Source organism: Cyanobacteria bacterium GSL.Bin1, assembly GCA_009909085.1.
GTDB lineage: Bacteria > Cyanobacteriota > Cyanobacteriia > Cyanobacteriales > Rubidibacteraceae > Halothece.
On record JAAANX010000015.1, the window covers coordinates 1 to 7,599 of the forward strand.

At 40.6% G+C, this 7,599-nt stretch carries 7 protein-coding genes; 3 read left to right on the top strand and 4 right to left on the bottom strand.

The window, feature by feature from the left end; all coding sequences use genetic code 11:
- Positions 1 to 104 precede the first annotated feature (104 nt).
- A complete protein-coding gene (locus GVY04_00440) occupies positions 105 to 332 on the top strand; it encodes a hypothetical protein (protein ID NBD14643.1) in 228 nt (75 codons plus the stop codon).
- A 34-nt stretch (positions 333 to 366) separates the two neighbouring features.
- Here the strand turns inward: GVY04_00440 and GVY04_00445 are convergent, their stop codons facing one another.
- A complete protein-coding gene (locus GVY04_00445) occupies positions 367 to 588 on the bottom strand; it encodes a hypothetical protein (GenBank protein ID NBD14644.1) in 222 nt (73 codons plus the stop codon).
- A 175-nt stretch (positions 589 to 763) separates the two neighbouring features.
- On the opposite strand from GVY04_00445, the gene GVY04_00450 reads away from it, so the two are divergent.
- Entirely contained in the window at positions 764 to 3,511 is a 2,748-nt protein-coding gene (locus GVY04_00450) for a PAS domain S-box protein (GenBank protein ID NBD14645.1), read from the top strand.
- On the opposite strand, the gene GVY04_00455 is transcribed toward GVY04_00450, so the two are convergent.
- Both GVY04_00455 and GVY04_00460 read right to left on the bottom strand, forming a co-directional pair.
- Complete coding sequence (locus tag GVY04_00455; protein ID NBD14646.1) at positions 3,468 to 4,559, bottom strand: response regulator; 1,092 nt, start codon at positions 4,557 to 4,559, stop codon at positions 3,468 to 3,470. The genes GVY04_00450 and GVY04_00455 overlap by 44 nt on opposite strands.
- A gap of 45 nt (positions 4,560 to 4,604) precedes the next feature.
- On the bottom strand, positions 4,605 to 6,059 hold the full coding sequence (locus tag GVY04_00460) for a DASH family cryptochrome (protein ID NBD14647.1): 1,455 nt from the start codon (positions 6,057 to 6,059) through the stop codon (positions 4,605 to 4,607).
- A gap of 23 nt (positions 6,060 to 6,082) precedes the next feature.
- On the opposite strand from GVY04_00460, the gene GVY04_00465 reads away from it, so the two are divergent.
- Positions 6,083 to 6,946, top strand: a complete 864-nt coding sequence (locus tag GVY04_00465; protein NBD14648.1) for a lipid kinase — start codon at positions 6,083 to 6,085, stop codon at positions 6,944 to 6,946.
- Between the two features lie 191 nt (positions 6,947 to 7,137).
- On the opposite strand, the gene GVY04_00470 is transcribed toward GVY04_00465, so the two are convergent.
- Complete coding sequence (locus GVY04_00470) at positions 7,138 to 7,305, bottom strand: hypothetical protein (GenBank protein ID NBD14649.1); 168 nt, start codon at positions 7,303 to 7,305, stop codon at positions 7,138 to 7,140.
- Between the last annotated feature and the right edge of the window lie 294 nt (positions 7,306 to 7,599).

A 7,599-nucleotide genomic window follows, 5' to 3' on the forward strand; every position in this document is an offset into this window, starting at 1 on the left:
ACTATATTGAGAAGCCAGAAAGACCAGATTGATTGTGCCTCTCCGCTTCGCTACGAGTCACGGGCTATCCTTCCCGACGTTGATGCTTCGCATACAACGCGGGGCTGTCGCCCGAAGCTCAGTATGTTGATCAACCCGTGGGAACGATGATCGAAACCCAAGAAGGAAAGGGTCATTTTAGTGAAGTGATTCTCAAACCATGGGTTGTCATTCGCGATTCTGCTCAAATTGAGCAAGCCAAACAACTGCACGCTCAAGCCCATGAATATTGCTTTATTGCTAATTCAGTCAATTTCCCCGTCCGGTGTGAGCCCTCAATTGAGAGTGACTGATTCTGGGACAATCAGGGGAACAATAATTACTAAACTAACGATCTTTTAACTGATGATAAGAGGCTTCTAGAGATTCCCAAAGGGCATTGGCTTTTTCATAAGCTTCCCGAGGAGAAATTTTTCCTGCGGTTTCTAGGCTAGCAATATAACCAATCCGTTGGGCAAATTCCTGTAAATTCGCATTAAAAACGAGATTTTCTGGCTTAATGGTGCCACGATAGGAAGCACGAGGATAGAGATACTGATTGAGTTTCATTATTAACGTCTCTTTAAAAGCTGTTAACCTGATTTTAACCTAGTGACGACAAACTGACCTCAGTCTAAACCCCAGTTAAAGATTTGGGCTTTTTCCCCATAGTATTTTAGTCGGGCATCTGCCTAAAATTAAGTTATTTTAATAACTATCAAGTGACCAATGAGAATGGCTAAAAATGTTAGAGAGATTTAATAGCATCTCGGAAAATCGCAGCAATCTATCGGAACTAGATGCGATCAAAGTAGCCCAGATTTTAGAAGCAAGCCCAAACGAGGTTTATCTTTTTAACCAGAGAACTTTACAAATTGAATATGCGAATCCTCGTGCAACTAAAAACTTGAGCTATTCTCTCGAAGAATTACAGACAATGACAGTTCTCGATTTAGAGACAGAGTTTAATCTGGCTGATTTTAAGCGATTGATTACGCCTTTAGTGAATCGAGAAGTAACACAAATCAATTGGGAGACAACCCATTGTCGCGCTGATAGTAGCACCTATCCAGTTGAAGTTTATTTACAGTTAGTAAAAGCGGAAGGGAAACTTTGTTTTTTTGCCATTGTTGTTGATATTAGTCAGCGTAAAAATGCCGAGCAATCTTTACAGGATAAGACAAAAGAATTAGCAAGTGTTGCCAGTAATATTCCGGGAGCAATTTATCGACTGCGTTATTCTCAAGATGGGACGGTCAAAGTTGAATATGTTAGCGATCGCGCTGAGGATATTTTAGAGCTTCCACTTCCAGAAATCTATGCTGATTTCCAGCAAGTGGTCAATTTAGTTCACGAAGCGGATCAGGACAGTTTTAGAGCACTCCTGCAAAAAGCTTTAACTGAGCTGACGCCCTTGTGTTGGGAAGGACGGATGATTACCCCTTCTCAGCGTTTAATTTGGATTCAAGTGCGCTCGCAAGCGCAACGCCAAGCGGATGGCTCGATTATCCGTTACGGTGTGCTTTTGGATATTACAGCTCAGAAACAAGCAGAACTAGCGTTGCAAGAAAGTGAAGAAAAGTTCCGTCAATTGGCAGAGAATATTGATGATGTGTTTTGGATGATTGACACAGAAATGCATCGCTTAGTTTATGCCAGTCCGGGTTTTGAAAAGATCTGGGGTCATTCTCGTCAAGAACTGGCGGCTAATCCTCGCAATTTTTTAAGTTGGATTTATCCTGAAGATCGAGCAGCAGTTAAAGCGGCGATACCGAAACAAGTTTTAGGAGAATACGATATTGAGTATCGCATTATTCGCCCCGATGGGAAAATTCGTTGGCTGCGCGATCGCGCTTTTCCCGTTAGAGATGAGACTGGAAACGTGTATCGTGTGGCTGGAATTGCTCAAGATATTACCGATCAAAAAAATGCTGTCATAGAATTATCTCGCAATCAGAAATTAAGAGAAGTGATTTTTGATGAAGCCACTGACGCTTTATATTTAATTGATCCTGACACTTTAATTGTTCTAGAGTGTAATCGCAGAGCAGTAGAATTGCTAGCTGCCCCCAATAAAGAAGCACTGCTGACAAAAGCAGATTATTTATATAAAGAACCTTTTTCCAAAATTGAACAAACCCTTGCTCAACAAGGAATGTGGAATGAAGAACTAATTTTAATCACTTGTCAAGGGGATCAGTTTTGGGGAGATGTGGCTTGGAAAAAAATTACAATTGGGACACAAATAACTTACTTGGTTAGATTGACCGATATCAGCGATCGTAAATCTTTTGAAGCAGAACTACAAACCACGAATGAATGTCTAGAACTCACCAACCAAGAATTAGAGTGTGCCACGCGCTTAAAAGATCAATTTTTGGCCAATATGAGTCATGAAATTAGAACTCCCCTCAATGCAATTTTAGGGATGTCAGAAGGCTTAAAAGAAGGATCGTTTGATATCATTAGCGAACAGCAACAACAAGCTGTGAAAACAATTGATACCAGTGCGAGACATTTACTCTCTCTCATCAATGACATTCTTGATTTAGCAAAAATACAATCGGGAAAAGTAACTTTAAACTTTGACCAAGCCAATATTAAATCTCTATGTGAGAGCAGTTTAACGTTTGTTCGCCAACAGGCTTACCAGAAAGGAATCCAGTTACAGACTGAAATTAATACTTCTATTTCTAGCCTAAATGTTGATGAATTGCGAATCCGACAGGTTTTAATTAACTTATTGACCAATGCGGTTAAGTTTACTCCACCAGGGGGAAAAGTGACACTGACGGTTCACGAAAGCACTTCCCGAGAAAATATCATTTTTGCTGTTGCCGATACAGGAATTGGCATTGCACCGGATCAAATGTCTCAATTATTTGAACCTTTTGTGCAATTGGACAGCAATTTCAATCGCCAGCATGGTGGAACTGGACTGGGCTTGTCTCTAGTCCGTCGTCTCAGCGAATTACATGGAGGGAGTGTCTCTGTTGAGAGTGAAGTCGGGAAAGGAAGTACATTTTACGTTAACTTGCCCTATACAGAAGTTTATTTTATTTCTAATGGAGATTTCTCAACTTTATCGACACAAGAAATAACTGATTTTTGTCAGTCTTTTTCCATCCTAGTTGCCAATTCCGATCAACCGAGACTGGATACAACTTGTAGTTATTTAGAGGCATCGGGATATCAAGTCACTGCCGTTGATAACAGAGAAGATATTTTTTCAATCCTTAACAACGCTCCACCTGACATGATTGTGATTGATTTACCCAGTTTTGACTGGGAAGAAACAGTCATGATTCAAGAATTACGCCAACCTGTCACTGTCAGAACAGTTCCAATTATTGCGATTACCGATGAAGCAACCGATCATAGCCAAGAGCAATTATTGGCGGCAGGTGCCAGTTATTGCTTAGTTAAACCGGTTCGTTTACGTTACTTGCTTAATCAGATTCAGAGTTTACTGAACGAGGAATTTCCACAGTAAAAATTGCCCCTTGCGGTTCATTATCTTCAACATCAATCTGTCCGCCATGGGCTAAAATAGCCATCTGACAAAACGCTAACCCTAATCCCGTTTGGTTAACATTACTATATTTCCTTCCCGTTTCAAATTTTTTGAATATTTTTTCTTTGAAAGTAGAATTTATCCCTTTCCCTTGATCAATCACTTTCAGGATGATTTTGTCTGATGTATCTTGGAGCTTAACTTTAATTTCTTTGCCTCTTGGAGAATACTTTAAGGCATTTGATAAAAGATTATTAATAATTCGCGAAAATAAATGATCGTCAATCGCAGCAACATCATTTTCGACTTCAAATTGCGGTGTAATTGTAATTTCCTTTGCGGCTGCGATTGGAATAAAATCTTGAATCAGTTTTTCTAAAAATGGGATTAAAGCAGTATCTGTTGGATCTAAGAACAAGCGCCCTGTTTCTAGCTTCGCTAAGGTCAGTAAAGTTTGGATTTGTTCTTCGAGCCGTTTCCCAGCAACACTTATTTGATCAACTTTGGCTCTTTGCTTCGGATCTAAATCGGTAAACTTGAGGATCTCGCAGGATAAAACAATACTGGTCACCGGATTTTGTAAATCATGAACGACAATCTCTGCCATTTCTTCCCGGCGTTGCAACAATAGTTGTAAATTATCGTACTGTTGCTTGATTCGTAACATGGAATGTAAGCGCGATCGCAGCTCAATCCAGTTTAAAGGCTTACTAATAAAATCGTCAGCACCGGCCTCTAAACATCGTGCTAAATCTTCTTTTCCGGTCAAAGCCGTAACCATGATGATTGGAATATATTGATAATCCGAATTATTTTTAAGATAAGAACAAAATGTAATCCCATCAATTTCTGGCATCATCACATCGAGTAAAATAACATCGACCGGATTTTTCTCTAACCACCGCAGGGCACGGGAAGCACTGGCGGCATAATAAAGTTTGTAATCTTCACCTTCTAATAAGGCTTCAATGACATCAAAATTATTGGGCTCATCATCAACAATGAGCACAGAACCACCATTATTCATCATTTTAATTTCGCATCAGTAATTGAACTTAATCGTTTCATCGCGCTAATGTTTCATTAGTGCCTGATTCGCTTTAATCGATTTCATGAAATCAACAATCGGCCGAGGATAATCGACGCCTAAAATAATGTTGTACTCCTTTTGTTGGTCTGATGAAAGTTTCCAGGGTTCATGAATGAGATCACCAGGAATTGTTCCTAACTCAGGCAGCCAATGGCGTAAATAATCTCCTTTGGGATCATAATTTTTTGACTGCTTCGGAATATTGAAATAGCGGAACTCTCTCGCATCGTTACCAACGCCTGCCGTATAGTTCCAGTTTCCCCAATTACTGCAAACATCATAATCAATTAATAATGATTCAAACCATTCCGCACCCAGGCGCCAGTCAATTCCTAAATTTTTAGTTAAAAAACTCGCCACATTCTGACGACCCCGATTCGACATAAATCCTGTACTGGCAATCTCCCGCATATTGGCATCCACAAGCGGGTATCCGGTTTTGCCCTCTTGCCAAAGTTGGAATCGTTGCCAATCTTCTTGCCAGGGAATTTTGACATCTTGCAAACCCGTTTGCTGAAAAACGGCATTGCCATATTTGAGACAAACAAAACGGAAGTAGTCTCGCCACATTAACTCAAAAATTAACCAGTAAGTTGAATCATTTTTGACTCTTGACGCTTCATAGGCTTGTACTTCCTCATAAACATAACGAGGCGATAAACATCCCCGCGCTAACCAAGGAGAAAACTTAGAAGAATAATTTGCTCCTAACATTCCGTTACGAGTTTGTTTATAAGCCTTCAGACAATCTTCTTCCCAAATATATTCACTTAAACGGGTCATGCCTGCGCTTTCTCCGCCAACAAACTTTAAAACCCCTCGCTCATCAGACGACACCCACTCGACACCTAATGCTTCTAAACTTGGCAGATCACCGCTAGTCATTTCCGGAGGTAAAGACGGTAAACGATCAGGTGTTGGGAAGGAGGAACGAATGTCTGATTTTTTTTCAACGCGCTTGCGATACTGCGTAAAAACATCAGGCAGATTAGCAATTTTCAAGGGTAAATCATCAAGATGATGAAGGGTTGCGCCCCAATAAGACTTGAGATTGACTCCCAGTGATCTTAATTTTTTTTCTAATGCTTTTTCGACCCGAATTTCTTCTGCTGTGACTTCCGAGTGATAAAAAATATCTGTGATGTTAAAGGCTGTCACTAAATCAGGAATAATGATTTCCGGTTGACCAACCCGAATCATTAAATTGCTTCCCTGGTTGCGTAGGTTTTCTCGTAAATTCGCAACACTTTCTTGTAAAAATTGAGCCCGAAAACTTCCCGTTTTGGGAAAGCCAAATCCGGTTTTTCCAAACTCTCTGGTATCAAAACAATAGAAAGGAATAATCTGCCCTTGCGTTTGCGTTGCCCGAAATAAAGGTTCGTGATCATGTACCCTTAAATCATTACGATACCAAATTAAAATTCTCTGTTGACTCATTATTCCTTACTGCCGATTCTCTTATGCCTTCTGCTTTACTACTAGTTAATCCTCACTCTCGTCAGGGTCAAAAAAGTCTGCCTATTATTAAACATCACTTGGAAGCGATGGGCTTAACGTTGCTGCAAAAAAGTAGTGAATACCCGCACCAAATTCCTGATTTAATTCGTAATTACCAAGATCAAGTTAACTTAGTGATTATCGGAGGCGGTGATGGCACACTTAACGCAGCAATTGCAGGCATTGTTGAGACACAATTACCTCTTGGCATTCTACCATTGGGCACCGCAAATGATTTAGCCCGAACGCTAGCCATCCCTTCTACTCTAGCAGAGGCTTGTCAAGTCATTGTGAACGGGAAACAGCAAGTGATTGATTTGGGAAAAGTCAATGAACAATACTTCTTTAATGTTGCAAGTTTGGGTTTAAGTGTTGATATTACCGATCAACTCACCAAACAGGCAAAACGGCGCTGGGGGATTTTAGCGTATGCCGCAACTGCTGTCAGAGTCTTATGGAAATCTCGCCCTTTCACGGCTCAAATTCATCATCGGGGAGAGGTGATTAAGGTCAAAACGGTGCAAATCGCGATTGGGAATGGTCGCCATTATGGCGGCGGGATGACCATTGTTCACGATGCCAAAATTCATGACCAACGCTTGGATTTATATAGTCTAGAAATTCGACATTGGTGGGAAATGATTAAGCTACTGCCGAATTTATGGTTAGGACGCTATCCGGCGAAAAAAGTCAGGTTATTAGAAGGACAAGAATTTTTGATTGAGACGAAAAAGCCGCGTTCGATCAATACAGATGGTGAAATTACTGCGGAAACCCCTGCCAAGTTTGAAGTGGTTCCTCAAGCGTTGAAGGTCATTATTCCTTAATGGTGAGATGAATATGGAACCCAGAAGCCATTTTTAAAATCCGTGAATTCCAAACTAATGGGATTAACTGTGACTTGACACTCCAACGCCCAAACCTTAATTGCCGGGGTTGATCTGACAGCAGAAAATGTGGGTTTCGTCTTGCTGAAAAAAGATTTCCCCCAGAAGATGCAACTGACAGTATGGTGGGATTAGTCAGTTGAACTTTGAATTAATTGTCGGTACTGGCGACGAGCAAACGAGCTTTGGGTCACATCTGCTAGACGTAAGGCAGTAAACGCTGCTTGTTGCAGTTGACCATGATGCTGCAAGGATTGGTGATACCAGTCGATAAAGTCTCTGCAAATTAATATTGACATGTATTCTTGATTCGTACTAGTGCTCTGTCAAGCTAATTTTGACGAGTGGCGATCAACCGATTAAGTCCTTCCTTTGTCCTTTCCCCCTTACCCTTGACCCGTAATTGACAAGGCACTAGTGCAGCCTGACGAAAATAGTTGGCCAGTTAGCGAATGCTCGAAGCATTGATTTTATACCAATTTGCCAAATATGTGCTACAAATAAGATGGTGTCTATTTACAACTAAAAGTTATGTCAGGAGTACTTAAAATTGAGATCACTGAGTCAGAGAATGAATTGAGGGAACTAGCAAA

Excerpts from the sequence above, each read along its gene's own strand:
- GVY04_00445 (NBD14644.1), bottom strand. The coding sequence starts at position 588 with ATGAAACTCAATCAGTATCTCTATCCTCGTGCTTCCTATCGTGGCACC.
- GVY04_00455 (NBD14646.1), bottom strand. The coding sequence starts at position 4,559 with ATGAATAATGGTGGTTCTGTGCTCATTGTTGATGATGAGCCCAATAAT.
- GVY04_00465 (NBD14648.1), top strand. The coding sequence starts at position 6,083 with ATGCCTTCTGCTTTACTACTAGTTAATCCTCACTCTCGTCAGGGTCAA.
- GVY04_00470 (NBD14649.1), bottom strand. The coding sequence starts at position 7,305 with ATGTCAATATTAATTTGCAGAGACTTTATCGACTGGTATCACCAATCC.
- GVY04_00460 (NBD14647.1), bottom strand. The coding sequence starts at position 6,059 with ATGAGTCAACAGAGAATTTTAATTTGGTATCGTAATGATTTAAGGGTA.
- GVY04_00450 (NBD14645.1), top strand. The coding sequence starts at position 764 with ATGTTAGAGAGATTTAATAGCATCTCGGAAAATCGCAGCAATCTATCG.